General features: G+C 71.6%; 20 protein-coding genes. 11 read left to right on the top strand and 9 right to left on the bottom strand.

The genetic code is table 11. The annotated features are described in order from the left end of the window. Positions 1 to 41: 41 nt before the first annotated feature. From GTY47_RS08055 to GTY47_RS08040, 4 genes are all read right to left on the bottom strand, one after another. Positions 42 to 1709, bottom strand: coding sequence for a glycoside hydrolase family 13 protein (locus tag GTY47_RS08055; protein WP_029180971.1), 1668 nt, complete (start codon positions 1707 to 1709; stop codon positions 42 to 44). 146 nt (positions 1710 to 1855) lie between these two features. Beyond that, entirely contained in the window at positions 1856 to 2764 is a 909-nt protein-coding gene (locus GTY47_RS08050) for an ABC transporter permease subunit (RefSeq protein ID WP_010037038.1), read from the bottom strand. 14 nt (positions 2765 to 2778) lie between these two features. Beyond that, the gene (locus GTY47_RS08045) at positions 2779 to 3783 is read right to left on the bottom strand and encodes a sugar ABC transporter permease (protein ID WP_010037036.1); all 1005 of its coding nucleotides are present in this window, start codon (positions 3781 to 3783) and stop codon (positions 2779 to 2781) included. 118 nt (positions 3784 to 3901) lie between these two features. Then, complete coding sequence (locus GTY47_RS08040) at positions 3902 to 5170, bottom strand: extracellular solute-binding protein (protein WP_010037035.1); 1269 nt, start codon at positions 5168 to 5170, stop codon at positions 3902 to 3904. A gap of 391 nt (positions 5171 to 5561) precedes the next feature. Here GTY47_RS08040 and GTY47_RS08035 point away from each other — a divergent pair, with 391 nt between their 5' ends. Together GTY47_RS08035 and GTY47_RS08030 are read left to right on the top strand one after the other, a co-directional pair. Then, positions 5562 to 6596, top strand: a complete 1035-nt coding sequence (locus GTY47_RS08035; RefSeq protein ID WP_029180970.1) for a LacI family DNA-binding transcriptional regulator — start codon at positions 5562 to 5564, stop codon at positions 6594 to 6596. A gap of 93 nt (positions 6597 to 6689) precedes the next feature. After that, a complete protein-coding gene (locus tag GTY47_RS08030; protein ID WP_010037030.1) occupies positions 6690 to 7568 on the top strand; it encodes a phosphatase PAP2 family protein in 879 nt (292 codons plus the stop codon). 803 nt (positions 7569 to 8371) lie between these two features. Here the strand turns inward: GTY47_RS08030 and GTY47_RS08025 are convergent. Both GTY47_RS08025 and GTY47_RS08020 read right to left on the bottom strand, forming a co-directional pair. Beyond that, on the bottom strand, positions 8372 to 9943 hold the full coding sequence (locus GTY47_RS08025; RefSeq protein WP_010037029.1) for an amidohydrolase: 1572 nt from the start codon (positions 9941 to 9943) through the stop codon (positions 8372 to 8374). Between the two features lie 26 nt (positions 9944 to 9969). After that, positions 9970 to 11421: an APC family permease gene (locus GTY47_RS08020; RefSeq protein WP_010037027.1), complete on the bottom strand. Its 1452-nt coding sequence runs from the start codon at positions 11419 to 11421 to the stop codon at positions 9970 to 9972. Between the two features lie 169 nt (positions 11422 to 11590). On the opposite strand from GTY47_RS08020, the gene GTY47_RS08015 reads away from it, so the two are divergent. After that, positions 11591 to 12238: a TetR/AcrR family transcriptional regulator C-terminal domain-containing protein gene (locus GTY47_RS08015; protein ID WP_010037026.1), complete on the top strand. Its 648-nt coding sequence runs from the start codon at positions 11591 to 11593 to the stop codon at positions 12236 to 12238. On the opposite strand, the gene GTY47_RS08010 is transcribed toward GTY47_RS08015, so the two are convergent. Next, entirely contained in the window at positions 12235 to 15243 is a 3009-nt protein-coding gene (locus GTY47_RS08010) for a bifunctional [glutamine synthetase] adenylyltransferase/[glutamine synthetase]-adenylyl-L-tyrosine phosphorylase (RefSeq protein ID WP_010037023.1), read from the bottom strand. The two genes, GTY47_RS08015 and GTY47_RS08010, sit on opposite strands and share 4 nt — an antisense overlap. Before the next feature lie 148 nt (positions 15244 to 15391). Here GTY47_RS08010 and GTY47_RS08005 point away from each other — a divergent pair, with 148 nt between their 5' ends. The 3 genes from GTY47_RS08005 to GTY47_RS07995 are packed head-to-tail and all read left to right on the top strand — an operon-like array spanning position 15392 to position 16844. Continuing rightward, positions 15392 to 15907: a pyridoxamine 5'-phosphate oxidase family protein gene (locus tag GTY47_RS08005; RefSeq protein ID WP_010037020.1), complete on the top strand. Its 516-nt coding sequence runs from the start codon at positions 15392 to 15394 to the stop codon at positions 15905 to 15907. Positions 15908 to 15929: 22 nt separating this feature from the next. Next, positions 15930 to 16379 carry a VOC family protein gene (locus GTY47_RS08000; protein ID WP_010037018.1) on the top strand — a complete coding sequence of 150 codons (450 nt, stop codon included), beginning with the start codon at positions 15930 to 15932 and terminating at the stop codon, positions 16377 to 16379. 42 nt (positions 16380 to 16421) lie between these two features. Beyond that, positions 16422 to 16844, top strand: coding sequence for a hypothetical protein (locus GTY47_RS07995; RefSeq protein WP_010037014.1), 423 nt, complete (start codon positions 16422 to 16424; stop codon positions 16842 to 16844). A gap of 74 nt (positions 16845 to 16918) precedes the next feature. Here GTY47_RS07995 and glnA read toward each other — a convergent pair whose 3' ends face one another. After that, positions 16919 to 18280: a type I glutamate--ammonia ligase gene (glnA, locus tag GTY47_RS07990; RefSeq protein ID WP_010037011.1), complete on the bottom strand. Its 1362-nt coding sequence runs from the start codon at positions 18278 to 18280 to the stop codon at positions 16919 to 16921. Between the two features lie 296 nt (positions 18281 to 18576). On the opposite strand from glnA, the gene GTY47_RS07985 reads away from it, so the two are divergent. Then, on the top strand, positions 18577 to 19764 hold the full coding sequence (locus tag GTY47_RS07985) for a globin domain-containing protein (RefSeq protein WP_010037010.1): 1188 nt from the start codon (positions 18577 to 18579) through the stop codon (positions 19762 to 19764). Positions 19765 to 19816: 52 nt separating this feature from the next. Here the strand turns inward: GTY47_RS07985 and GTY47_RS07980 are convergent, their stop codons facing one another. Beyond that, positions 19817 to 20266 carry an Rrf2 family transcriptional regulator gene (locus GTY47_RS07980; RefSeq protein WP_010037007.1) on the bottom strand — a complete coding sequence of 150 codons (450 nt, stop codon included), beginning with the start codon at positions 20264 to 20266 and terminating at the stop codon, positions 19817 to 19819. A 219-nt stretch (positions 20267 to 20485) separates the two neighbouring features. Between GTY47_RS07980 and GTY47_RS07975 the strand changes: the two genes are divergently transcribed. From GTY47_RS07975 to GTY47_RS07960, 4 genes are all read left to right on the top strand, one after another. Then, positions 20486 to 21151, top strand: coding sequence for a DUF3105 domain-containing protein (locus tag GTY47_RS07975; RefSeq protein ID WP_010037005.1), 666 nt, complete (start codon positions 20486 to 20488; stop codon positions 21149 to 21151). After that, positions 21148 to 21768, top strand: a complete 621-nt coding sequence (locus GTY47_RS07970) for a DUF305 domain-containing protein (protein ID WP_010037003.1) — start codon at positions 21148 to 21150, stop codon at positions 21766 to 21768. The genes GTY47_RS07975 and GTY47_RS07970 overlap by 4 nt, the downstream gene beginning before the upstream one ends. Positions 21769 to 21926: 158 nt before the next feature. After that, positions 21927 to 23870, top strand: coding sequence for a S53 family peptidase (locus GTY47_RS07965; RefSeq protein WP_010036999.1), 1944 nt, complete (start codon positions 21927 to 21929; stop codon positions 23868 to 23870). A 78-nt stretch (positions 23871 to 23948) separates the two neighbouring features. After that, positions 23949 to 25703, top strand: coding sequence for an NAD+ synthase (locus tag GTY47_RS07960; protein ID WP_010036997.1), 1755 nt, complete (start codon positions 23949 to 23951; stop codon positions 25701 to 25703). The last annotated feature ends 52 nt before the right edge of the window (positions 25704 to 25755 follow it).

Raw genomic sequence — 25755 nt, 5'->3', positions numbered from 1 at the left:
GCAGCGGGCCGTGCGAAATTCAACGGAAAATCAGGGAGCGATCAGGCGGTGGTCCACCACACCGTCGTGTCGGCCGGCAGCTTCGCCTCGTCGTCGACCTGGACGATCTCCCGACTCGCGACCAGCACCCGGCCGTACGCCGGCATCGCCACCGACTCGCCGGTGGTGTTCGCGACGCACACGAACTCCCCGCGCCGGAAGGCGAGCACCCCCTCGGGCGCCCGCAGCCACTCCACGCAGGAGCCGGCGCCGAGGTCGGGCTGCTCGCGGCGCACGGCGAGCGCGGCCCGGTACAGCTCCAGGGTGGAGCCGGGCTCGCCGGTCTGCGCCTCGACGCTCAGCTCGCCCCAGCCGTCCGGCTGAGGCAGCCAGCTGCCCCCGTCCCCGAAGCCGTACGACGACCCGGTCCGGGTCCACGGGATCGGCACCCGGCAGCCGTCACGGAAGCCGTCCTGGCCCGCGCCCCGGAAGTACGCCGGGTCCTGGCGCACCTCGTCCGGCAGGTCCACGACGTCCGGAAGACCCAGCTCCTCGCCCTGGTAGATGTAGGCGGAGCCGGGCAGCGCGAGCATCAGCAGGGTCGCGGCCCGGGCCCTGCGCAGGCCCAGTTCCCGGTCGCCGGCCAGGCGGATCTGGGTGCCGAGGCCGGGCGGGTTGGCGAAGCGGGTGGCGTGCCGGGTCACGTCGTGGTTGGACAGCACCCAGGTGGCGGGGGCGCCGACCGGACGCATGGCGTCCAGGGTGCGGTCGATGACCTCGCGCATCTGCGCCGCGTCCCAGTGGGTGCTGAGGTACTGGAAGTTGAAGGCCTGGTGCAGCTCGTCCGGGCGGACGTAGTTCGCGGTCCGCTCGATGGTCGGGGTCCACGCCTCTGCGACGAAGATCCGCTCCCCCGCGTACTCGTCGAGGATCAGGCGCCACTGCCGGTAGATCTCGTGCACCCCGTCCTGGTCGAAGAACGGCATGACATCGTTGCCCAGCAGCTTCACCTGGTCGTGGGATCCAAGGTCGGGAAGCCCCTCCGCCTTCACCAGACCATGGGCGACATCGATCCGGAAGCCGTCGACGCCCATGTCCAGCCAGAAGCGCAGGATGGAACGGAACTCGTCGCCGACCGCGGGGTGCTCCCAGTTGAAGTCGGGCTGCTCGGGGGCGAAGAGGTGCAGGTACCACTCACCGTCCGGGACCCGTGTCCACGCCGGGCCGCCGAAGATCGACTCCCAGTCGTTGGGCGGGAGTTCGCCGTTCTTCCCCTTGCCGGGGCGGAAGTGGTAGCGGTCCCGCAGGGGGGAGCCCGGGCCCTCAGCGACGGCCCGCTTGAACCACTCGTGCTGGTCGGAGGAGTGGTTGGGCACGAGGTCGACGATGATCCTCAGGCCCAGCTCGTGGGCGTCGCGGATCAGCGCGTCGGCGTCCAGCAGGTTGCCGAACATCGGGTCGACGGCCCGGTAGTCGGCGACGTCGTAGCCGGCGTCGGCCTGCGGCGAGGCGTAGAAGGGGCTGAGCCACACGGCGTCCACGCCGAGGTCGCGCAGGTACGGCAGACGGGTGCGGACACCTTCCAGGTCGCCCATGCCGTCGCCGTTGCTGTCGGCGAAGCTGCGCGGGTACACCTGGTAGATCACCGCGTCCCGCCACCAGTCGCGACGCTTGGCGACGGCCACGGCGGACGTGGGGGTGGGGGCAGGTGCAGCTGAGTGCTGGCTCATGTCGTCCTTGATGCGTAACAGAGGTGTGGTCATGTGAGGCGTCGGGGTGGGTGACGAGGCGGCCGCGGCACAGCGGGGTCGGATGGGCGCCGCGGCCGCCTCGGGCTTGTGAAGTGCGGTTCGGCAGTGCCCCGAGGGGCGCTGGGTCACCCCTTCGTGCCGCCTGCGGTGAGCCCGGTCACCAGGTTCTTCTGCACGAGGTAGAAGAACGCGGCGGCCGGTATGGCGATCAGAACCGCGGTCGCGGCCATCAGGTTCCGCTGCGCGTCGTGCTCGCTCACGAACGTCTGGAGACCGACGGCGAACGTGTACTTGTCGTCGCTCAGCAGGAACGTCGAAGCGAACGCCACCTCACCGAAGGCCGTGAGGAAGCTGTAGAACGCCGCGACCGCGAGGCCCGGCTTGGCCAGCGGCAGGATCAGCCGCGCGAACGTGCCGAAGGGGGTCAGCCCGTCGACGCGGCCGGCCTCGTCGATCTCGAACGGGATGGTGTCGAAGTAGCCCTTCATCAGCCAGGCGCAGTACGGAACGATCGTGGTGCAGTTGACAAGGATGAGACCAAGGTAGCTGTCGATGAGCTGCAGATCCGAGAGGATCTGGTACATCGGCACGATCAGTACCGCGATCGGGAACATCTGGGTGACGAGCAGCACCCACATCAGCTTCCGGTAGCCGGGGAACCGCATGCGGGAGACCGCGTACCCGGTGGACGCGGCGACGACGACGCCGATCAGCGTCGTGCCGAGCCCCACGATCAGCGTGCTCTTCAGCCAGTGGAAGAAATTGGTGTCCTGGAGGACGAACGCGTAGTTGTCGAGCGCCATCTTGCCCCAGATGCGCCCGGGGTGGAGGTAGTCGTCCTTGTCCGGGCCGAGGGACAGGAAGACCAGCCAGGCGATCGGGAAGAGCGCGGTCAGGCTCGCGCCGATCAGGACGGCGTGCGAGACGAGGGAGGCCGCCCGGCTGCGCTCGTCGCGGCGGCGGACCTTGCGGGGTGCGCCGACGGGTCGCCGCCCGGTGTCCGCGGCGGAGGTCTCGGCGGTGGTCGTACTCATTTCGGACTCCTGCCTCAGATCGCGAGCTGCTGCTCGTTGCGGTTCAGCCAGCGGCGGTAGAAGGACGTGAAGACGATCAGGAGGGACAGGAGCAGGATTCCGTAGGCGGCGGACTGGGCGTAGTCGCGCGGCTGCTGCCCGAAGCCCAGCTGGTAGGCCCAGGTCACGAGGATCTGGGCGTCCGGGGCGGTGTTGCCGAACAGCAGGAAGATGATGGCGAACTGGTTGAAGGTCCAGATCACGCCGAGGAGCACGACCGTGGTGCTGACGGACCGCAGGCCGGGCAGGGTGACGTACCGGAACCGCTGCCAGGCGTTCGCGCCGTCCATCTCGGACGCCTCGTACAGGCTCGCGTCGATCGACTGGAGTCCGCCGAGCAGCGAGACCATCATGAACGGCACACCGCACCAGGTGTTGACCATGATCGCGGCGAACCGCTGCCAGAAGGTGTCCTCCAGCCACAGCGGCGTCGGCAGGTGCAGGAAGTCCAGGCCGGAGTTGATGATGCCGCCGTCGGCGAGCATGAACCGCCAGCCGAACACGGTGACGAAGGTCGGCACGGCCCAGGGCAGCACCAGGATCAGCCGGTAGAGGGTGCGCCCGCGCAGCTTCTGGTTCAGCAGCAGCGCCAGCCCGAGGCCGATGCCGTAGTGCAGGGCGACGCAGGCCGCCGTCCAGAAGACCGTCCACAGGACGTGCGACCAGAAGCGGTCGTACGACGTCGGGCCCCACAGGATGTCGGCGTAGTTGTCCAGGCCGATGAACTGGTAGGTGGCGTCGATGTGGTTGACGCCGATCGTACGGGCGGTGTTGAGGCTGGTGGCGTCGGTGAGGGTGAGGTACAGGCCGTACGCCAGCGGGTACAGCACGAGGACGCCGAGGACGATCGCCACCGGGGCGATCATCGCGTAGGCGTACCAGTGCTTGTGGAAGCCGTTCTTCAGCCGCCTGCCCGGCCCGGGCCGCGGTTCCCGCTCACCGCGCCGCTTGCCGGTCGCTCGGTCGATGACGACGGTCATGGTTCGACACCTTCTGGAGGTTCAAGGAGTTCAAGGGGAGCTGCCCAGACACAGGCGCGGGCCGGTGGCCGCCGGACCCCCTCCCCCATGACCGGGGGATCCGGCGGCCACGCGGCGGTCACTTGGAGAAGTCCGGCACCAGCTTGGTGATGGCGGTCTCGGCGTCACCGAGGCCCTTGTCCAGGGACTCCTTGCCGCCCGCGATCTCGATCAGCTCGTCGTCGAGCGGACCCCACAGGGAGCTGTACTCGGGCAGCGCCGGGCGCGGCTGGGCGGAGGACAGCACGCCCTGGTAGCCGGCGATGCCGGGGTCGGCCTTGACCTTCGCGGTGTAGGCGTCCTCGCGGGTGGGGAGCGTGGAGTTCTTCAGCGCGATGGTCTCCTGCGCCTTCGCCGAGGTCATGAACTTCACGAACTTCAGCGAGGCCTCCTGGTGGGCCTTGTCCGAGCCCGCGTACACGGAGAGGTTGTGGCCGCCGGTCGGGGCGCCCGCCTTGCCGGTGGAGCCGGCCGGGACGGTGGCGATGCCGAGGTTGTCCTTGTCCTTGAAGGCGGAGCCCTTGTAGAAGTTGGTGATCTCCCACGGGCCCTGGATGATCGAGGCGACCTTGCCGCTGACGAACGCCTCCTGGATGTGGGCGTAGGCGTCGGCGGTGGTGTCGGCCTTGTGCAGGCCCTTGCCGGAGAAGAGGCTCCGCCAGGTGCCGTAGGCCTTCTTGGCCGCGGGCGAGGTGACGGTGATCTTCTTGGCGTCGACGTCGACGGTGTCGGTGCCCTCGCCGTAGAGGAAGGACTGGGCGTAGTAGGCCTGGGTGGAGCCCCAGTAGCCGTCGACGCCGGTCTTGTCCTTGATGGTGGCGGCGGCCTTCTTCAGGTCGTCCCAGGTCTTGGGGGCCTCGACGCCGGCCTTCTCGAACAGGGCCTTGTTGTAGACGAGGGCGAGGGTGTCCGTGGTGAAGGGGACGCCGTAGGTCTTGCCCTCGTACTTGGCCTGCTCGATCAGGCTGGGCTGGAACTTGTCCTGCTCGGCGAGGGCCTCGGTGCCGTCCAGCGGCGCGAAGAAGCCCTTCTTGGCGAAGGCGGGGGTCCAGCCGACCTCGGAGCGCAGCACGTCGGGGGCGCCCTTGGAACCGGCGGCGGTGTCGAACTTGTTCTGCGCCTGGTCGAAGGGGACGTTGACGTAGTTGACCTTGATGTCCTTGTTGGCGGCCTCGAACTCCTTGACCAGGGCCTGGTAGGTCGGCGCCTCGTTGGTGGCGTTGGAGGTGTCCCACCAGGTGATGGTGACCGGGCCGTCGGCCTCGTCGCCGCTGTCGCTTCCGCCGCACGCCGTCGCCGCCAGGGCGAGGGACGCCACCAGCGCGGTGGCCGCTATGCCACGCCGCATGAGTTCTCCTTGAGGGTGAAAGCCCGTTCGTGCTGCCGACTGCGCCGTTGGCGGCCGGGCGTCGGTGAGATTAGCCGCGCTGCAACGAGTTGCGAAAGACCTTGCAGCAAAAAGTTGCAAGCGGTGCGGATGGTTATCCCGCCGTGACCTCGCTCCGGCCCCTGCGGAGCCGGGATTTCCGGCTGTTCGGCGGGGAGTCGGACAGTTGTGCAAGACTCTGCAAGCACTTGCCATCCGTTGCCGGCGGGGGAATCATCCGTTGCGGATCGGACGCCGACCACGACTTCGAGGGACCGCGATGACCAAGCAACCCGCAGCGGGCCGTGCGCCGGCCCGCACCAGGCGTCCCGTCGGTGTGCAAGCAGAACCCCGGCCGCTACAGTCCGGTGCTGTGACCACACGGCTTGCCGACATCGCTGCTCAGGCGGGGGTGAGCGAAGCGACCGTCAGCCGCGTCCTCAACGGGAAGCCGGGCGTCGCCGCCACCACCCGCCAGTCCGTGCTGGCCGCCCTCGACGTGCTGGGCTACGAACGCCCGGTGCGGCTGCGCCAGCGCAGCGAGGGCCTGGTGGGCCTGATCACCCCGGAGCTGGAGAACCCGATCTTCCCGGCCCTGGCCCAGGTCATCGGCCAGGCCCTGACCCGGCAGGGCTACACGCCGGTGCTGGCCACCCAGACGCCGGGCGGCTCGACCGAGGACGAGCTGACCGAGATGCTCGTGGACCGCGGGGTCGCCGGCATCATCTACGTCTCCGGGCTGCACGCGGACACCACCGCCGACATGCAGCGCTACGACCGGCTGCGCGCGCAGGGCGTGCCGTATGTGCTGGTCGACGGCTTCTCGCCGAAGGTGCAGGCGCCGTTCATCTCCCCCGACGACCGCGCGGCGATGAACCTCGCGGTGACGCACCTGGTGTCCCTGGGGCACACGCGGATCGGTCTGGCCCTGGGGCCCAAGCGGTTCGTGCCCGTGCAGCGCAAGATCGAGGGGTTCGTGCGCACCATGCAGGACCAGTTGGGCCTGGGCGCCGAGACCGTCGAGAGGGAGCTGGTCCAGCACTCCCTCTACACCCTGGAGGGCGGGCAGGCCGCGGCCACGGCGCTGATCGAGCAGAACTGCACGGCCGTGGTGTGCGCCAGCGACATGATGGCGCTGGGCGCGATCAGGGCGGCGCGGCAGCGTGGCCTGGAGGTGCCGAAGGACATCTCCGTGGTCGGCTTCGACGACTCGCCGCTGATCGCCTTCACCGACCCGCCGCTGACCACGATCCGCAAGCCGGTCCCGGCGATGGGCCAGGCGGCGGTCCGCACGCTGCTGGAGGAGATCGGCGGGACGCCCGCGCCCCACAGCGAGTTCGTGTTCATGCCGGAACTGGTGGTGCGCGGCTCGACCGCTTCGGCCCCCGGGGACCGTGCTCGCCCCTGAGGCGGTCGGCTGGATTTCGCCCTAGAACATGCGGTCCGCACCACAGCGGAGGATGATCGGGGGGACAGGGCTTTTCTGGCAGACTTTGTGCCTATGGGTGACACCACCGTGACGACGCTGGACGGCCGGGAAGCGGCCGTTCCGGATCCCGTCGCGGCCGATCCGGGGCAGGGTCTCCTCCCCCGGCTGCGCACCCCTCGCCGGCCCCGGTTCTGGTTCGAGATCCTGCTGATCGCGGTGAGTTACTGGGTGTACTCACTCGTCCGCAACGCCGTGCCCGAGCAGAGGACCGAGGCGCTGCGCAACGCCGACTGGATCTGGCAGGCCGAGCAGCAGCTCGGCATCGCGGTCGAGGAGTCGGTCAACCACGCCGTGAACTCGGTGACTTGGCTGATCATCGGCATGAACTACTACTACGCGACGCTGCACTTCGTGGTGACGCTGGGTGTGCTCGTGTGGCTGTACCGTCGCCATCCCGGCCGGTACGCGGCGACCCGCCTGGTGCTGTTCGGGACGACCGCCGTCGCCCTGGTCGGTTACTACCTGTATCCGCTGGCGCCGCCGCGGTTGATGAACGGCGGCGATTTCATCGACACCGTCATGGTCCACCAGACCTGGGGATCGATGGCGTCCGGCGACCTGAAGCACATGTCCAACCAGTACGCCGCGATGCCGTCGATGCACATCGGCTGGTCCATGTGGTGCGGCCTGACGATCTTCGCCCTGGCGACGATCCCCTGGGTGCGGGTGCTGGGCCTGCTGTACCCGGCGCTGACCCTGGTCGTCATCGTCGCCACGGCGAACCACTTCTGGCTGGATGCGGTCGGTGGCGTGCTCTGCCTGGCCTTCGGGTTCACGGTGGCGGGGGTCTGGTACGGGAGGCATCCGTACGCACTGCCGAGGGACGTGCCGAGGCAGCGCCCCGGTACGTCACGGCCGCCGCGCGAACCGGTGACGCCCGCCAAGGCCTGACCCACTTCCACGGCGGCGGTCCCCCCACGGCTGCACCGCCACCGGACGCGCCGCGCCCGAGGCCGCGGCCGTTCGCGCGGCCGACACCGGCGGCACCCGGCCACGTCGACGGCGGCCTGCCCGGCGGCGGGACAGCCACGCCGGCGGGCGGCCCGGGGAGCCGCCGTGCTTCACGAACCGGGTGGCCTCCACCAAGGACTGACCCACTCCCGCAGCGGTGGTGCCCACCGACCCCACCGCCACCCGACACGCGGGCCCGAGCGCACCACCGTCCGCACGGCCGGCACCGGCGGCACGCCCATCCGCGCCGACGGCGGCCTGCCCCGGCGGCGGGACCCCCAGCGCCGACGGGCGGCCCGCCCGGCTGCCCGGGGAGCCCGTCCTCGCGCGGGCCCGAGGGCGCCGCCGCCCGGCCGCTTCCGCGGCGGCCCGCACGGCCGTGGGACCGCCGCCGACGAAAGGCGGCCCAGCCCGGCTGTTGCGGGAGCCGCCCGTGCCTCACGAACCCGGTGGCCTCCACCAAGGACCGACCGACCCCCGCAGCGGTGGTGCCCACCGACCCCAGCGCCACCCGACACGCGAGCCCGAGCACACCACCGTGGCGCCGCCGACACCGGCGGCACGCCCGGCCACGTCGACGGCGGACTGCGCGGCGGTGGGACCCCGCGCCGACGGGCGGCCCGGCGCGGCTGCTCGGGAGCCGTGCCCGAGGGCGCCGCCGTCCGGCCGCTTCCGCGGCGGCCTGCACGGCCGTGGGGCCTCCGCAGGCGACGGGCGGCCCGGCTGCTCCGGAGCCGCCTGTCTCACTCCTCCCGGTGCACCACGTGCCCCCCGGTCACCGTCAGTCGCACCGGCGCCTGCGCCACCTCGTCCGGTGGAGCGGTCACCGGGTCCAGCCCCAGCGCAGTCAGGTCGGCCCGGAGGCCGGGAGCGATGCGTCCGGTCGCGTCGGACTCCCCCGCCGCCAGCGCCGCATGGCTCGTGCAGCCCTCCAGTGCCTCAAGGCCGGTGAGCCCGGCGCGTGCCGAGGCCGCGCCCCTCGGTGCGCGGGCCGTGGCGAGCACGGCGCGGGCGTCGTAGTGGGCGATCGGCCAGTCCGAACCGAGGGCCACCACCGCGCCGGCGTCCCGCAGGTCCCGCAGCCGCCAGGCCCGGCCGGCCCGCCCGGGGCCCAGCCGCCGGGACCACTCGTCGGTGCCGTCGGCCCGGGTGTACGCGGTGTGCGGCGGCTGCATGGACGCCGCCACTCCCAGCCTCGCGAACCGCGGCAGCAGCTCGTCCGGCACGGTCTCGATGTGCTCGACGCGGTGCGCCCCCCGCCCGCCCGGCCCCAGCCCTTCCACCACGTCCAGCACGTGCCGTACCGCCGCGTCCCCGATGGCGTGCGTGGCCGTGCGCACACCGGCCGCGTGCAGGTGCCGTACGGCGGCGGCGTACGCCTGAGGGTCGGGCCAGAACGCGTCCGTGCCCTGGCCGTGGCAGTCGGCGTGCTCAAGCCAGGCCGTGCCGCCCTCGACGGTGCCGTCCATGAAGAACTTGACCCCGCCGGTCCGCCAGTGCCGGCCGCCCCGGCCCTGCACGGCGACCAGCTCGTCCAGGGCGGTCCGGTCCGCGCCCGGCATGCACCAGGGCGCGAACCGCAGCCGCACCGGCAGCACCATCTCCGCGGCCACGGAGCCGATCAGCTCCGGGTCGCCGGCGTCCATGACGTGCGCCCCGGTCAGCCCGGTCGCGGCCATGGCGGACAGCAGCTCCACCAGGCGCGCCCGGCGAGCGGCGTACGACGGCCGGGGAGCGACCTCGGCCACCAGGCCCATCGCCGCGTGCTCGACGAGATGCCCGGTGGGCCGGGCCGAGGCGTCGCAGACGACCTCCGAGCGCTGGGCGAAGCCCCGGGGGCCGTGCACGCCGGCCGCGACGAGGGCCGGGCCGGTCGCGAGGGCGGAGTGGCCGTCGTAGAGGCGCAGGAAGGCGGGTGTGCCGTCCAGGACGTCCTCGATCAGGTCCCGGTGGACGGGGCGGCCCTCGAAGGCGTTGTGGTCGAGGCCGAAGCCGGTCACCCACCCGTCGGTGCGCGCCGCGTCCGCGAGGGCGGCCCGCAGCCCCGCCAGGTCCGTCACGCCCGACAGGTCCGTCCCGGTCGCCATGTCCAGCCCCCACACGGGGTGGCTGTGCGCGTCGACGAGTCCGGGCACCAGGTGCGCCCCGCCCAGGTGGACGACCTCGGTGCCCGGGCCGCACCAGTCGCGTACGTCCGTCTCGTCGCCCACCGCCGCGATCAGCCCGTCGCGCACGGCGACGGACGTGGCGTACGGGCGGTCCGGGTCGAGGGTGCGGACCTTGGCGCCGGCGAGGACCAGATCGGCGGTCGGCATGTGAGGAACTCCCTTGCAGAGCTGAACTATTCGGCGGGCTCGGCTGCGAACTCGGCGTAGACCCGAGGGCGCTTCCTGCGCAGGCACCAGGCGAGGGCGAGGCCCGCGGCGAACACGGCGGGGGCCGTGACGACGAGGACGGTGTTCACGGTCGGGGACGCCCCGGTGAACAGGTCGATGTGGTTCACCACCAGCACGATGGCCGTCGCGAGCAGTACGGCGGCGGCCACGGGCGCCACGACCGTGCGCAGCACGCCCTCCTGGTGGCGCACCCGGCGGAAGTAGCAGGGCACGGCGATCGCGGCGAGCAGCTGGAGCAGGAACAGGCCGATCATCCCCGGGGTGTTGACCCACAGCAGCAGCTGCCCGTACGGGTCGGCGCCGGCCGCCGCGAAGGCCAGGACGACGACCGTGCCGAGGACCGTCTGGGCGAGGCCGGCCACGTACGGGGAGCCGTGCCGCGGGTGGATGCGGCCCAGCGCCTTGGGCAGCACGCCCTCCTCGGCGAGGGCGAGGGCGTACCGGTTGATGGCGTTGTGGAAGGCGAGCAGCGAGGCGAGGACGCTGGTGACGATGAAGACGTGCATCAGGTCGGCCGCCCAGCCGCCCACGTAGGTGGTGATGGCGGTGAAGAACAGCTCGCCGGGGTTCTTGCCGGCGGCTCCGGCGATCTCTGCGTCGCCGAAGGCCTGGATGACGGTCCAGACGATGAACGCGTAGAACAGCCCGAGGAATCCGACGGCCAGGTAGGTCGCGCGCGGCACGGTGCGCTGCGGGTCGCGGGCCTCGCGGCGGTAGATGACGGTCGACTCGAAGCCGGTGAACGCGGCGAAGGCGAACGCGAGGACGGCGGCCGTGCCGGGGACCAGGACGTTGCCGGGCTCGAAGGAGGCGAGGGACAGCCCGTGCGCGCCGCCCTTGATCAGGACTCCGCCCGCGAGGAGGACGAGGATGCCGGTCTCGGCGACGAGCAGGACGCCGAGCACCTTGGCGCCGAAGTCGATGGAGCGGTAGCCGCCGTAGCCGATGAGCAGCAGGCCCGCGAGGGAGATCGGCAGCCAGGGGAGGTCGGCGCCGAACAGGGCGTGTGCGGTGTCCTGGGTGGCGGAGCCGAGGAGGCCGTAGACGCCGATCTCCATGCCGTTGTAGCCGACCAGGGCCAGCAGGGCGGCCCCGATGCCGACGGGGCGGCCCAGTCCGCGGGTGATGTACGCGTAGAAGGCGCCGCCGCTCCTGACGTGGCGGCTCATGGTGGTGAAGCCGACGGCGAAGACGGCGAGCGTGAGACCGGCCAGGAGATAGCCGACGGGGGCGCCGACGCCGCCCAGCAGGATCGCGAGGGGGGCGACTCCGGCCATGACGGTGAGCGGGGCGGCGGCGGAGACGACGAAGAAGGCGATGTCGGCGGTGCCGAGGGAGCCGGAGCGCAGGGTCGCCGTGGCGGGCGGGGTGCGCTCCCCTGAGGTGGTGACGGACATGGGGCAAGCCCTTCGAGCGGCGGACGGGAGGGAATCCGGGCGTGGAGGGAATCGGGGCGTGGGGGGAGTCCGTGCGTGCGGGATCGCCGCGGTAAATCTAAAGGCTTTCGGTTTTGGCAATGTAGCCTCTACCTCGGCATCCGGGAAGACCTCAGGGGGACCACCGACCATGGGACGGCCGCGCACACCGCTCCTCGACCGCGAGCGCATCGCGACGACGGCGCTCGAAATCGTCGACGAGCGCGGCGACTTCAGCGTGCCGCAGGTGGCCAAGCGGCTGGGCGCGCAGACCGGCTCGGTGTACCACCACGTGGACGGCCGGGACGGCATCGTGGAGTTGCTGCGCGAGCGGGTGGCGGCGGCGATCGACCCGGCGACCCTGGATCTGCGTCCCTGGGACACGGCCCTGGAGGCCTGGGCCCGCTCCTACCGCGCCGCGTTCGCCGCGCATCCCAAGGCGATCCCGCTGCTGATGACGTCCCCCGTGCGGGCCCCGCGCGTGCTGGAGCAGTACGAGCGGGCGGTGACGCTGCTGCTCGACGCGGGCTTCGCCCCGGCCGATGTGATGCCCCTGATCACCGCCCTGGAGAACCTGGTCCTCGGCTCGGCCCTGGACCTCGCGGCCCCCGAGACGATGTGGGAACTGACCGCCTCGGCACCGACCCCACGGCTGGCCGAGGCACTGTCGGCGGCGACCGAGGGCCGGGCGGACCGGGCGTTCGAGGTGGGGCTGACGGGCCTCATGAACCACGCGAGGGAGGTGCGGGCCGGTACGGGCCGGGGCCAGGGGGCGGGGGGCGGGCCCGTAGCCCCCTAGCGCTCCGCCGACCCGTAGAACAGCTCGTCCACCACGGCCCGGGCCCTGCGGGCCGTCCGCCGGTACGCGTCGAGCATGTCGCCGGCATGGCCGGGTCCGTAGCCCAGGTAGCGGCCGACGGCGGCGAGTTCACGGGGCTCCGTGGGGAACGTGTCGCCCGCCCGGCCGCGCACCAGCATGACCGCGTTGCGCACGCGGGTCGCGAGGACCCAGGCCTCGTCCAGGATCGCCGCGTCCTCGTCCGTGATGAGACCGGCCGTACGGGCGGCGGCCAGGGCCTGACGCGTCCGGGTCGTGCGCAGGCCCGGCTCGGCCGCGCCGTGCCGCAGTTGCAGCAGCTGCACCGTCCACTCCACGTCGGACAGACCGCCCGGCCCGAGCTTGGCGTGCAGCTTGGGATCGGCACCCCGCGGCAGCCGCTCGGACTCCATACGGGCCTTCAGCCGCCGGATCTCGCGCACGGCCTCGTCGGCGAGTCCGTCCGCCGGGTAGCGCAGCGGGTCGATCAGCTCGATGAACCGGCGGCCCAGGTCCTCGTCCCCGGCGACGGGTTCGGCCCGCAGCAGCGCGTGCGACTCCCAGGTCAGGGCCCACCGGCGGTAATACGCCTCGTACGACGTGAGGGTCCGCACGAGCGGGCCCGACTTGCCCTCCGGGCGCAGGTCCGCATCGATGAGCAGGGGCGGGTCGGCGCTGGGGATCTGGAGCAGCCGGCGCATCTCGGAGACGACCTTGTTGGCGGCCTGGGAGGCCTCCCGCTCGTCGACGCCGTCGCGCGGCTCGTGCACGAACAGCACGTCCGCGTCGGAGCCGTAGCCCAGTTCGTGTCCGCCGAAGCGTCCCATCCCTATGATCGCGAACCGGGTGGGCAGGCTGTCCCCCCACCCGTCGCGCACGACCGCGCGGAGCGTGCCGGCGAGGGTCGCGGCCGTCAGGTCCGACACCGCGCCGCCGACCCGGTCCACCAGGGCGCCCGGGTCGGCCTCGGCGGCCTGCTCCTCGGTGCCGTAGGAGCCGACGATGTCGGCGGCGGCCGTCCGGAACAGCTCGCGGCGGCGCACCCCGCGGGCGGCCGTGACCGCCTGGGCGGCGCCGTCGGCCCGGTTCACGGCGGCGAGTATCTCCTGCTCCAGATGGGCCCGGGAGCGCGGTTCGAGGCCGCCGCCGTCCCCGTCGCCGAGGAGCGCCACCGCCTCCGGAGCGCGCATCAGCAGGTCGGGCGCGAGCCGGCCGGCGGACAGTACGCGGGCGAGGTTCTGCGCGGCGGCGCCCTCGTCCCGCAGCAGCCGCAGGTACCAGGGCGTCTTGCCGAGCGCGTCCGACACCTTGCGGAAGTTGAGCAGACCCGCGTCCGGGTCGGCCGAGTCGGCGAACCAGCCCAGCAGGACGGGCAGCAGGGTGCGCTGGATGGCGGCCTTGCGGGTGACGCCCGACGCCAGTGCCTCCAGGTGGCGCAGGGCGGAGGCCGGGTCGGCGTAACCGAGGGCGACCATGCGCTCCCGGGCCGCCTCGGCGCTCAACCGGGCCTCGCCGGTGGCGAGTTGGGCGACCGCGTCGAGCAGCGGCCGGTAGAACAGCTTCTCGTGCAGCCGGCGTACGACGCCTGCGTGCCGCTTCCACTCGCGAAGCAGCTCGGCGACCGGGTCGGTGCGCAGGCCGAGGGAGCGGCCGATGCGGCGCAGCTCGGCCTCGTCCTCGGGCACGAGGTGGGTGCGCCGTAGCCGGAACAGCTGGATCCGGTGCTCCATGGAGCGCAGGAAGCGGTAGGCCTCGTCGAGCTGGGCGGCGTCGGCCCGGCCGACGTACCCGCCGGCGGCGAGGGCCTTCAGCGCGTCGAGGGTGGTGCCGCTGCGCAGCGAGGTGTCGGTCCGGCCGTGCACCAGCTGGAGCAGCTGCACGGCGAACTCGACGTCCCTGAGGCCGCCCGGGCCCAGCTTCAGCTGGCGGTCGACCTCGGCGACGGGGATGTTCTCCACGACCCGGCGGCGCATCTTCTGCACGTCGGGGACGAAGTTCTCGCGCTCGGCGGCCTTCCACACCAGGGGCTGGACGGCGGCGACGTACTCCTCGCCGAGGTCGAGGTCGCCGGCCACCGGCCGGGCCTTGAGCAGGGCCTGGAACTCCCAGGTCTTGGCCCAGCGCTGGTAGTAGGCGAGGTGGCTGGAGAGGGTCCGCACGAGCGGACCGTTCCTGCCCTCGGGCCGGAGGTTGGCGTCCACGGGCCAGATGGACCCCTCGACCGTCGTCTCCGAGCAGATCCGCATCATGTGCGAGGCGAGCCGGGTCGCGGCGCGGACGGCCTTGGTCTCGTCGGCTCCCTCGACGGCCTCGCCGACGAAGATGACGTCCACGTCGGAGACGTAGTTCAGCTCGTGGCCGCCGCACTTGCCCATCGCGATGACGGCGAGCCGGCACAGGGCGACGTCCTCGGGCGCGGCCTCCCCGGCGAGACGGAGGGCGGCCCGCAGCGTGGCGGTGGCCAGGTCGGCGAGCTCGGCGGCGGACTCGGCGACACCGGTGGTGCCGCACACGTCCCGTGCGGCGATGGACAGCAGGCAGCGCCGGTAGGCGACGCGCAGCGAGACGGGGTCGGTCGCCTCCGCGAGACCGGCCTCGAACTCCTCCACCCCGGGGTGCAGGTCGTGCGCCTCGTACATGACGAGCGCCTGCCAGTCGTCCGGGTGCCGGGTGAGGTGGTCGGCGAGGGCGGTGGAGGCGCCGAGCACACCGAGCAGGCGGTCGCGCAGCGGCTTGGACGAGATCAGCGTGTCGAGCAGCTCCCGGCGGGCGCCGGGCTCCGGCTGGGCCTCCAGCAGCCGGACCAGTCCGAGCAGCGCGAGATCGGGGTCGGCGGTCGCGCCCAGGGCGTCCAGCAGCACCGGGTCGTCGCGCAGGGGCGCGAGCTCGGCGCTGTCCAGGAGCCGCTCGGCGGCGGAGGCGTCGGTGAAGCCGTGCCGCAGCAGCCGCGTGAAGGTACTGCTCCTGCGCCCCGGCGCCGCCGTCATCCGGGCCTCCCTCACACTCTTCCTCGGACCTGCATCGGATCAAGGTCGTACGGCTTGAGCCTAACCGCAGAGCCCGGGGGAAGCTCCGATGAGTTCGGTGGGCGGACGGGGTCTGCACCTGTGAAGCCACAAGGCCGGGAGGACGCTCATGACCACCACGCACCCCGAGGAAACCCGTCTGGACCGCCGCTACAGCGACGAGAGGGCCACCGCGACCGACTGGCCGGAGGCCGAGGCGCGGCTCACGGCCGCCGAACTGTTCTGGATCACGACGGTGCGCCCCGACGGCCGCCCGCACGTCACCCCGCTGCCGGCGGTCTGGTCGGACGGCGCCCTGCACTTCTGCACGGGCCCGGAGGAACGCAAGGCCAGGAACCTCGCCGGGAATCCGCACGTCGTGCTGACCACCGGCACGAACACCTGGAACGAGGGCTACGACCTGGTGGTCGAGGGCGAGGCGACGCGCGTGACCGACGACGGGCGGCTACGCGAACTGGCCGCCGCGTGGGAGGCGAAGTACGGCAGTTTCTGGCACTACGAGGTACGGGAGGGCTATTTCCACCACGGCGCGGGACACGCGGCCGTCTACTCGGTGGCGCCACGGACGGTTTTCGGCTTCGGTAAGGGAGAGCCGTTCAGCCAGACGAGGTGGCGGTTCGCCTGATGCCTGACGAAGGAGTCACGCCATGGACTTCACGCTCGAAGTCATCCCGCTGCCCGTGACCGACATCGACCGCGCCCGGGACTTCTACCGGGACAAGGTCGGCTTCCACGTGGACATCGACCAGGAGGTCATGCCCGGGATGCGGATCGTCCAGCTGACGCCTCCAGGCTCCGGCTGTTCGATCGCCCTGGGCGACTCGATCTGGGAGATGACCCCCGGCCCCACCCCGGCCCCCGGCTCCTACCAGGGCCTGCAGCTGTGCGTCGCCGACATCAAGGCGGCCCACGCGGAACTCGTCGAACGCGGCCTCGACGTCTCGGAACCGGTCCAGTACGCCCCCGACGACGGCGCCACGTTCATGCACTTCCAGGACCCGGACGGCAACGGCTGGGCGGTCCAGGAGTACCGGCGGCGGGCGACGGAGCCGCTGCACGAGCTGCTGGCGAAGCTGAAGCGGCAGCAGGAGGGCTGATCCCCGGGAGGGGTCCCGGCCGGTCCCCCTACGCTCGCCGGCATGGTCTACGTCGACTTGCCCGAGATCGGGCTGGAGGGCGAGTGGTCGGTGAGCGACGGGGAACGGACCCTGGCCGCACGCCTGCTGCCGATGCTCCCGGCCGCGCCCCCACCCGGAGCCGACGGGCCCGTCCGGTGGGGCGTCGTCGACACCGCCCTGCGGACGGTGCTGGAGGTGATCCGTGACAACGGCGACCTGCTGTTCGCGGACGCGGCAGCGGTGACGAGCCGGCCGGGCGGCGTGAAGATGATCGACATGCCGTTCGCCATCGGCAGGCTGTTCAACGAGATCGACACCTACCACCGGTTGTGGCTGTCCCGAGGCACGGCGGCCGGCAACGAGTACCTGGACTCGTGCGTCGAGCGACTGGAACCGGAGGTGGCGGAGCTGCGGCGGGTGCTGGCGGAGGCCGCGCAAGCGTAGGGGCGCGGTGTACCGAGGCCGACGGTCCACGACCGCCGGCCTCGGCCCCGCCCCAGCGGGAAACCCGACAGGGCTTACAGCGCCGGCAGGTTCTTCCGCAGCTCGAACGCCGTGACCTCCGAGCGGTACTCCTCCCACTCCTGCCGCTTGTTGCGCAGGAAGAAGTCGAAGACGTGCTCGCCGAGGGTCTCGGCGACCAGGTCGCTGCGCTCCATCAGGGTCAGGGCCTCGCCGAGGTTCTGGGGGAGCGGCTCGATGCCCATCGCGCGGCGCTCCGCGTCGGAGAGGGCCCAGACGTCGTCCTCGGCGCCCGGCGGGAGCTCGTAGCCCTCCTCGATGCCCTTCAGGCCGGCGGCCAGGAGGACGGCGTAGGACAGGTAGGGGTTGGCGCCGGAGTCCAGGGAGCGGACCTCGACGCGGGCCGAGCCCGTCTTGCCGGGCTTGTACATCGGGACGCGGACCAGCGCCGAGCGGTTGTTGTGGCCCCAGCAGATGTACGACGGGGCCTCGCCGCCCGCGCCCGCCGTGCGCTCCGCGCCGCCCCAGATGCGCTTGTAGGAGTTCACCCACTGGTTGGTGACCGCGGAGATCTCCGCCGCGTGCCGCAGCAGGCCGGCGATGAAGGAGCGGCCCACCTTCGAGAGCTGGTACTCCGAGCCCGACTCGTAGAAGGCGTTGCGGTCGCCCTCGAAGAGGGAGAGGTGCGTGTGCATGCCGCTGCCGGGGTGCTCGGAGAACGGCTTCGGCATGAACGTGGCCTGCACGCCCTGCTCCAGCGCCACCTGCTTCATGACCAGGCGGAACGTCATGACGTTGTCGGCCGTGGAGAGCGCGTCGGCGTAGCGCAGGTCGATCTCCTGCTGGCCCGGCGCGCCCTCGTGGTGCGAGAACTCGACGGAGATGCCCATCGACTCCAGCATGGTGATCGCCTGGCGGCGGAAGTCCATGCCGACGTTGGTCGGGGTGTGGTCGAAGTAGCCGGAGTTGTCGGCGGGCGTCGGACGGCTGCCGTCCAGCGGCCGGTCCTTCAGCAGGAAGAACTCGATCTCCGGGTGCGTGTAGAACGTGAAGCCCAGGTCGGAGGCGCGGGCCAGGGCGCGCTTGAGCACGTAGCGCGGGTCGGCGAAGGACGGGGAGCCGTCCGGCATGAGGATGTCGCAGAACATCCGGGCCGTGCCCGGGGCCTCCGCGCGCCAGGGCAGGATCTGGAAGGTCGACGGGTCCGGCTTGGCGATCATGTCGGACTCGTAGACCCGGGCGAAGCCCTCGATGGCGGAGCCGTCGAAGCCGATGCCCTCGTCGAAGGCCTGTTCCAGTTCGGCCGGGGCCACGGCGACGGACTTGAGGAAGCCCAGCACGTCCGTGAACCACAGGCGTACGAACCGGATGTCGCGCTCCTCCAACGTCCGGAGCACGAACTCCTGCTGCTTGTCCATCTTCCGCTTCCCCATCCTTGCTGGTCAGGCCGCCTTCTCTTCCGTACCACGGGAGGCGGTCGGGCACCTGAGCATCCCACCACACCACCATTTCGTACGCGTTGCGCACCATGATCGCCCGGCCGGCCCGGGACCGAACGCCTCACGTACGGCGGGTGAACTGCTCTTCCGCCCATAGTGCCTGCTCGCACCGACATCCGTAACGGCCGGTCCCCACCGGCACCCCACCCTCTTAATTTGCATTTCAGATGCAACTTTAAATACCGTGCGCGGCAGTCGAGTCCCGAGGAGTCCCGATGCTGTCCGAGCAGTCCGCCGCCACCGTCCGCGCCACCCTCCCTGCCGTCGGCGCGGCCCTCGGCACGATCACCGAGCGCTTCTACGCCGGGCTGTTCACGGCCCACCCCGAGCTGCTGAACGACCTGTTCAACCGGGGCAACCAGGCCGCCGGCACGCAGCGCCAGGCGCTCGCCGGATCCGTCGCCGCCTTCGCGACGCACCTGCTGGACCACCCGGAACAGCGGCCGGACGCGATGCTGCACCGCATCGCCCACAAGCACGCCTCCCTCGGCATCACGCCCGAGCAGTACGACATCGTCCACGAGCACCTGTTCACCGCCATCGCCGGCGTGCTCGGCGACGCCGTCACGCCCGAGGTCGCCGCCGCCTGGGACGAGGTCTACTGGCTGATGGCGAACGCCCTCATCGCCGTCGAGAAGCGGCTCCGGGAAGAGCGGGGCGGACACGCCTGGCGGGCCTGGGAGGTCGTCGAGCGCGTCGCCGAGACCGACGACGTCGCCACGTTCCGGCTGCGGCCCGCGGGCGGCGGTCCGGTGCGGGACTTCCTCGCGGGCCAGTACGTCTCCGTCCGCGTGGCCCTCCCGGACGGCGCCCGCCAGATACGGCAGTACAGCCTCTCCGGGGCGCCCGCCCCGGACCTGAGGCAGATCAGCGTGAAGCGCGTGCACGGCGAGGGCGCCCCCGACGGCGAGGTCTCGAACCACCTCCACGCGCGCGTGGAGGTGGGTGACGTCCTGGAGCTGTCCGAGCCCTACGGCGACCTCGTCCTGGACGCCGGCCCCGACACCCCGCTGCTGCTGGCCTCGGCGGGCATCGGCGTGACCCCCATGACCGCGATGCTGGCCCACCTGGCGGGCTCGGGGCACCGCGCCCCGGTCACCGTCGTGCACGGCGACCGCTCACCCGCCACCCACGCCCTGCGCACCGACCACGAGGCCTACGCCGCCAAGCTGCCCGCGGCGGCCGTCCACTTCTGGTACGAGCGGGACGCCCCGGCGGGCACCCGCTCCGGCCTGGTCGACCTCGCCGAGGTTCCGGTCGAGCGGGGCACGCGCGCGTACCTGTGCGGACCGCTGCCCTTCATGCGGGCGGTACGGGCCCAGCTGATCGGCAAGGGCGTGGCACCGGCCGACATCCACTACGAGGTGTTCGGGCCGGACCTGTGGCTGGCGGGGCAGGCTTAGGGGGCTTCTGATGGATCTCCGTGGAAGAAGGCGAAGATCCATCAGAAGCCCCCTAAGGGCCGGGAGTACCGGCCGCCCGCGAGATCCCCAGCAGCAGCGCCCCGGTCGGTTCCGCCGCGATGTCCGTCACCGTGATCGGGTCCAGGGAGGCGAAGAACGCCTCCTGGGCCCGGCGCAGCGCGCCGCGCAGGCGGCAGGCGGAGTTCAGGGGGCAGGGCGTGGGGCCCTCGCAGTCGACGACGTCGCCGTCGCCCTCGAAGGCGCGCACCACGGCGCCCACCGACGCCGTGCGGCCCTGCTCGGTGAGGTTGAGGCCGCCGCCGCGCCCGCGACGGGCGGTCAGCAGGCCCATGTGCTGGAGCTCGGCGACGACCTTCGCCAGGTGGGTGTACGGCACGTCCATGCCGGCGGCGACGTCCCGGGTCGTCGGAGTCGACTCGCCGGCGACGGCGAGCCGCATCAGGACCCGCAGGGCCAGGTCGGTGGAGCGCAGCAGCCGCATACCCGCAGCGTAGGTAATCGGTATCTGCGGTTCAAATAATCCCGGGCTCGGGTTCGAAGAGTCGGGAGCCCGGGTTCACATCGTCCCGGGGAAGCTGTCGGGCACCTGTCGGTGCCGTATCGATTCAGCCCATTCCTGCGGCCGCCCTACGAGGGGCCCGCTCTCCCCCATTACGATCAGCCCACCCGATCGTCCCACCTTTCCCACGAAGGACACCCCATGGGCTCCGCCAAGAAGAGCAGCACGGCACGCAAGGCGCGGATAGAGGAGATGCGGCGCGCCGAGCAGGCCCGTGAGCGCCGCAACCGGATCCTCACCATCGCGGCCAGCGTCGTGATCGTCTGCGGTCTGGTCGCCGGCGGCGTCGTGCTCGTGCGGTCCCAGTCCGACGGCGGCAGCGACACCGCCGCGAGCGACACCTCGGGCAAGGGCAGGTTCGTCACGGGCAAGGACGGCGTGAAGACCTGGGAAGGCAAGCTGTCCCGCAACCACGTCACCAAGGCCGTGAAGTACGCCTCCGAGCCCCCCGTCGGCGGCGACCACAACCAGGTCTGGATGAACTGCAACGGCGACGTCTACACCAAGGAGATCGACAACACCAACGCCGTGCACTCGCTGGAGCACGGCGCGGTGTGGGTGACGTACAACGCCGACGCGAAGAAGGCCGACGTCGACGCGCTCGCGGCGAAGGTGAAGAAGACGCCGTACACGCTGATGAGCCCGATGGACGACCAGAAGGACCCGATCATGCTCTCGGCGTGGGGGCACCAGCGCACGGTGACGGGCGCGAGCGACCCGAACGTCGACAAGTTCTTCGAGAAGTTCGTCCAGGGCGAGCAGACCCCCGAGCCGGGCGCCGCCTGCACGAACGGGCTGTCGCAGTGAGGCAGGTCGGTCTGATCGCGGGGGCCGCGGCGACGGCGCTCGTCGCGGCCGGCGCGATCACCTACGCCGTCGCCGGGGACGACGGCAGCGGCAAGACGCCCTCCGCCGAGTCCGCGGACGCCGGGTTCGCGCGGGACATGGCGGTGCACCACCAGCAGGCCGTGGAGATGTCGTACATCGTGCGCGACCGCACCAAGGACGAGGAGGTGCGGCGCCTCGCGTACGACATCGCGCAGACGCAGGCCAACCAGCGCGGCATGATGCTCGGCTGGCTCGACCTGTGGGGCCTTCCCAAGGTGTCCTCCGAGCCGCCGATGACCTGGATGGACATGGGCGGCATGGCCTCCGGCAAGGACGGCGCGCTGATGCCGGGCATGGCGACCAACACCGAGATGAAGAGGCTCGGCGAACTCAGCGGGAAGCAGGCGGAGATCTTCTACCTCCAGCTGATGACGGACCATCACAAGGGCGGCATCCACATGGCCGAGGGCTGTGTGGAGAAGTGCACGGTCGGCGTGGAGAAGCGGCTCGCGCAGGGCATGGTGGACGCGCAGCAGTCGGAGATCGGCCTGATGGCGGACCTGCTGAAGGAGCGGGGCGCCGCGCCGCGCTCGTAGGGCGTAAGCCTCAAATCGCCCTGGCTTGCTGCTTCTTGGGCTCTTCTTGGCCTCCGTAGAGCGCTTCTTGGGGTGCGCATTCCCCTGGCATGAACGGTTCGTCGCGAGAGTGGCGACCGTCGAGTGATCCACTCGCGACGAACCGCACAGGGGGTTCCATGAGATCCAACCGCGCCAAGGCGCGCGCCGGGCTGAGCATGGCAGCGACACTGCCGATGCTCGCCGGTGCGCTGGCGCTCGGCATACCCGCGGCGCACGCCGCCGACCACCCGCTCCGTGACCTGCTCGCCGGGACCAAGCCGGCGTGGGCCACGCCCAGGGCCGACAAGGGCGCCGCTCCCGACGGCGCCGCGATGTCGGCCCGCGTCTATCTCCGGGGGCGCGACGCGGCGGGCCTCGCGGCGTACGCCAAGGCCGTCTCCGACCCGACGTCGGCCTCGTACGGCAAGTACCTGACCGCCAAGCAGGCCCAGGCCCGCTTCGGCGCGACCAAGGCCCAGGTGGCGGCCGTGAAGGCCTGGCTGACGGCGGCCGGCCTGAAGGCCACCGGCGTCACGGCGCACTACGTCTCCGTCACCGGTGACGTGGCCGCCGCCGAGAAGGCGTTCGGTGCCCAGCTGCACAACTTCGCCAAGGGCTCGAAGACCTATCGCGCCCCGGCGAGCACCGCCTCCGTGCCGGCGAGCGTGGCCGACGCCGTGCTGACCGTCACCGGCCTGGACAACGCGCCGCACATGGTCACGCACGACGACCAACTGCCGCCGCCGGACACCGTGTTCCGCAACGCCGGGCCGTTCTCCTCGTACTACGGCTCGAAGACCGCGACCACACTCCCGGACGCGTACGGCACGAAGATCCCGTACGCGGTCAAGGGCTACACCGGCAAGCAGCTGCGGGCCGCCTACGGCGCGGGCACGCGCACCGGCAAGGGCGTCCGGGTCGCCATCACGGACGCGTACGCCTCGCCGACGATCGCCTACGACGCGGCCACCTACGCCGGCAAGCACGGCGACGCGGCCTGGAAGTCCGGCCAGCTGCACCAGGTGCTGCCCAAGAAGTACACGAACACCAAGGACTGCTCGGCCGCCGGCTGGTACGGCGAGGAGACCCTGGACGTCGAGGCCGTGCACGCGGTCGCACCGGCCGCGGACGTCACCTACGTGGGCGCGGCGTCCTGCACCGACGCCGATCTGCTCGACGCGCTCGGCAAGGTCGTCGACCACCACCTGGCCGACATCGTCTCCAACTCCTGGGGCGAGGTCGAGGCCGCGCAGACGCCCGACCTCGCGGCCGCCTACGACCAGGTCTTCCAGCTGGGCGCGGTCGAGGGCATCGGCTTCTACTTCTCCTCCGGCGACGACGGCGACGAAGTCGCCGGCTCGGGAACGAAGCAGGTCGACTCCCCGGCCAACTCGGCGTGGGTGACCGCCGTCGGCGGCACCTCGCTGGCCGTCGGCAAGAACGACACGTACCTGTGGGAGACCGGCTGGGGCACCGAGAAGGCGAACCTGTCGGCCGACGGCAAGAGCTGGACGGACTTCCCCGGCGCGTTCACCTCCGGCGCGGGCGGCGGCACCAGCAGGACGGTCGCCGAACCCTCGTACCAGAAGGGCGTCGTGCCGGACGCGCTGGCGAAGGCCAACAGCGCGGGCGGCAACCGCGTCGTCCCGGACATCGCGGCGATCGCCGACCCGAACACCGGCTTCCTGGTCGGCCAGACGCAGACCCTGCCCGACGGCAAGACGCAGGCGTACAGCGAGTACCGCATCGGCGGCACCTCACTCGCCGCGCCGACCATCGCGGCCATCCAGGCCCTCGCCCAGGAGGCCCGCGGCGGCAAGCCGATCGGCTTCGCCAACCCGGCGATCTACGCGAAGGCCGGCACGAAGGCCTACCACGACGTCACCGACAACCCGACGGGCTCCGGCCTGGCCGTGGCCCGCGTCGACTTCGTGAACGGCTACGACGCCACGGGCGGCCTGGCCACGTCCGTGCGCAGTCTGGGCAAGGACAGCTCGCTCTCCGCCGTGAAGGGCTACGACGACGTCACCGGCGTGGGCACGCCCGCGAACGGTTACGTCGAGTCGTACCGGCGCCGCTGACCTCCGCAAGGGGACATGGGGTGGTGTGGGGTGACCCACACCACCCCATTGCGTCGCTCTGACGATTACACTGGGCCCGTGCCTCAACTACGTCTCGCCCTGAACCAGATCGACTCGAGCGTCGGCGACCTCGCCGGGAACACCGAGTCGATCGTCCGCTGGACCCGGCACTCCGCCGAGCAGGGAGCGCATCTCGTGGCGTTCCCCGAGATGGCGCTGACCGGGTATCCCGTCGAGGACCTGGCCCTCAGGTCGTCCTTCGTGGAGGCCTCCCGGGCGGCGCTGCGGAGCCTCGCCGTCCGCCTGGCCGACGAGGGCTTCGGTGAGCTGCCGGTGATCGTCGGCTACCTCGACCGCTGCGCGACCGCCCAGCCGAAGTACGGCCAGCCGGCCGGCGCGCCGCAGAACGCGGGAGCGGTGCTGTACGGCGGCGAGGTGGTCCTGAACTTCGCCAAGCACCACCTGCCGAACTACGGCGTCTTCGACGAGTTCCGCTACTTCGTGCCCGGCGACAGCATGCCGGTCCTGCGCGTCCACGGCGTGGATGTCGCCCTGGCCATCTGCGAGGACCTCTGGCAGGACGGCGGCCGTGTCCCCGCGGCGCGCTCGGCGCAGGCGGGCCTGCTGGTCTCGATCAACGCCTCGCCCTACGAGCGCAACAAGGACGACACGCGCCTGGAGCTGGTCCGCAAGCGGGCCCAGGAGGCCGGCTGCACCACGGCGTACCTCGCCATGATCGGCGGCCAGGACGAGCTGGTGTTCGACGGCGACTCGATCGTCGTGGACAAGGACGGCGAGGTCGTGGCGCGGGCGCCGCAGTTCGCCGAGGGCTGCGTGGTCCTGGACCTGGACCTGCCGGCGGCGTCGGAGGACGCGCCGACGGGCGTGGTGGACGACGGCCTGCGCATCGACCGGGTGGTGCTCTCCAAGGACCCGCTGCCCCGCTACGAGCCGGAGCTCACGGGCGGCTACGCGGAACGCCTGGACGACGACGAGGAGGTCTACTCGGCGCTGGTCGTGGGCCTGCGGGCATACGTCGCGAAGAACGGCTTCAAGTCCGTCCTGATCGGTCTGTCGGGCGGCATCGACTCGTCGCTGGTCGCGGCGATCGCGTGCGACGCGGTGGGCGCGCAGAACGTGTACGGCGTGTCGATGCCGTCGAAGTACTCGTCGGACCACTCGAAGGACGACGCGGCGGAGATGGCCCGGCGCACGGGCCTGAACTACCGCACGGTCGCGATCGAGCCGATGTTCGACGCGTACATGGGCTCGCTGGGCCTGACCGGCCTGGCGGAGGAGAACCTCCAGTCGCGCCTGCGCGGCACGCTGCTCATGGCGATCTCCAACCAGGAGGGCCACATCGTGCTGGCCCCCGGCAACAAGTCGGAACTGGCGGTCGGCTACTCCACGCTCTACGGCGACTCGGTGGGCGCCTACGGCCCCATCAAGGACGTCTACAAGACGTCGATCTTCCGCCTGGCCGAGTGGCGCAACCGGGCCGCCCGGGAACGCGGCCAGACCCCGCCGATCCCGGAGAACTCCATCACCAAGCCGCCGAGCGCGGAACTCCGCCCGGGCCAGGTCGACACCGACTCGCTGCCCGACTACCCGGTGCTGGACGCGATCCTCGACCTGTACGTCGACCAGGACCGGGGCGCCGACGAGATCGTCGCGGCCGGTTTCGACCGGGAGCTGGTCACGAAGACCCTGCGCATGGTCGACACGGCGGAGTACAAGCGGCGCCAGTACCCGCCGGGGACGAAGATCTCGGTGAAGGGCTTCGGGAAGGACCGCCGCCTGCCGATCACGAACGGGTGGCGGGAGTCGGTCTGACATCCTCCCCGCTCACGAACCCGACGCCCCCGTCACCATCTTGACCGGTGAC

It is taken from the genome of Streptomyces sp. SID5464 (assembly GCF_009862985.1).
GTDB lineage: Bacteria > Actinomycetota > Actinomycetes > Streptomycetales > Streptomycetaceae > Streptomyces > Streptomyces chartreusis_D.
This window is presented reverse-complemented; position numbering and strand designations above follow the sequence as displayed.